The organism is Paenibacillus sp. OT2-17 (genome assembly GCF_009827695.1).
In the GTDB taxonomy this organism is placed as follows: domain Bacteria; phylum Bacillota; class Bacilli; order Paenibacillales; family Paenibacillaceae; genus Paenibacillus; species Paenibacillus polymyxa_B.
Window position 1 is genome coordinate 1 of the sequence record NZ_WUDQ01000737.1, and the last position, 1,502, is coordinate 1,502.

A 1,502-nucleotide genomic window follows, 5' to 3' on the forward strand; every position below is an offset into this window, starting at 1 on the left:
TCGAGCTCATGAATCTTGCTGATGAATATAAGCCGGACGTGATTATTGTAGAATGTACCGGAGTGGCTAACCCGATGGAGATTGTAGATGCAGTGACAGACGCCTCCATCTATTCCTCTATGATTTTACAATCCGTTATCACGGTCATAGACGCGCATCAATTTCTGGACTTTGCCTCGGGGAACGAGAGAAGCAAGTCGCTTCGTTTGATGCAGGATCAGCTTCGGTGCGCTTCCAAACTGATTATTAACAAGACCGATTTATTGGCTGCGGGCGAGTTGCAGAAAGTACAGGCCCTCGTAAAAGAGTTAAATCCATATGCTCTGACTGTGAGCACGCAACGAAGTGACGTGGACGCGGGTATTTTTTTCTCCACTCAAGGAGAGGAGCGTATGGACGTTTCGCGGCATAAGGAATCCGCAGTTGATATTGAGAGTAAACATCCTCATTCGGAAAATCATCTGCACACGTATGATCATGATCAACGTGATCACGCCCATGGCCACGAACATGGGGAGCATTATCATTCCTACGACCATGTAGTTGTTCACACGCATTTCTTTGGACAACCTGTGCCACGCTCCGAGTTTGAACAGTTGTTCCGCAGTTTGCCAGCTGAAATTTACCGGGCCAAAGGAATTGTGCGGTTTCTGGAATCAGAGGGCCAGATGATGTTTCAATTTGCCTATCGGGAGCTGGAAATCATTCCGATCCGCCCGCAAAAGCCAGTGAACGATGTAGCGGTTGTCATGGGTGAGAATTTCTCTGCTTCCGAGATCGAGGGACAATTGAGAAAGCTGGAAGCGGCCGAAAAGCCATTGAGTAGTTCATGACTTCGAGAACGAGCAACCTTAATCCATCACAACATAATTCTCGCGCACACCTAGCGGGCAAGCCTACTTGGGGATTTACAACAATTCTGCTGCTGACTGCTGGACTGTTGCTTTCGGTCACACTCGCGGTTATGCTGGGTCCTGTAGCTGTCACACCGGGGACGATATGGCGAATTGCACTGTCCCATCTTCCCTGGCTGGACCAGTGGATACCCGTGACATGGACCAAGCCTGAGCAATATATCGTTTGGGAAATCCGCTTTCCACGCGTGCTGCTAGGTGTTGTCGTAGGAGCAGGACTTGCTGTTACAGGAGCGACTATACAGGCATTAATCCGTAATTCGTTAGCAGATCCCTATATTTTAGGAGTCTCGTCTGGGGCTTCGGTAACAGCCACGTTGGTGATTGTGTTCGGAGCTTTCGGATTTTTAGGACGACTTGCGCTGCCTTTATCTGCTTTTATAGGTTCGTTAACTGCAATGCTTATGGTGTTCGCGTTAGCCCGTGTGGCTGGGAGCATATCGACGACCCGCTTATTGCTGGCAGGGGTGGCGGTGTCTATGATGCTGTCGGCAGTGACTAGCTTTATCGTTACGATGGCCCCGAATGAAAAAGGCATTCGTGACGCGATGTATTGGATGATGGGAAGTCTGGCAGGTGCTCAATGGG

At 49.5% G+C, this 1,502-nt stretch carries 2 protein-coding genes; both read left to right on the top strand.

The window, feature by feature from the left end; translation table 11 throughout:
* Positions 1-833: CobW family GTP-binding protein (locus tag GRP75_RS26625; RefSeq protein WP_160790855.1), on the top strand; the 833-nt coding region annotated here is incomplete at its 5' end.
* On the top strand, positions 830-1,502 hold a 673-nt coding region (locus tag GRP75_RS26630; RefSeq protein ID WP_160790856.1), incomplete at its 3' end, for a FecCD family ABC transporter permease. The genes GRP75_RS26625 and GRP75_RS26630, both read left to right, overlap by 4 nt.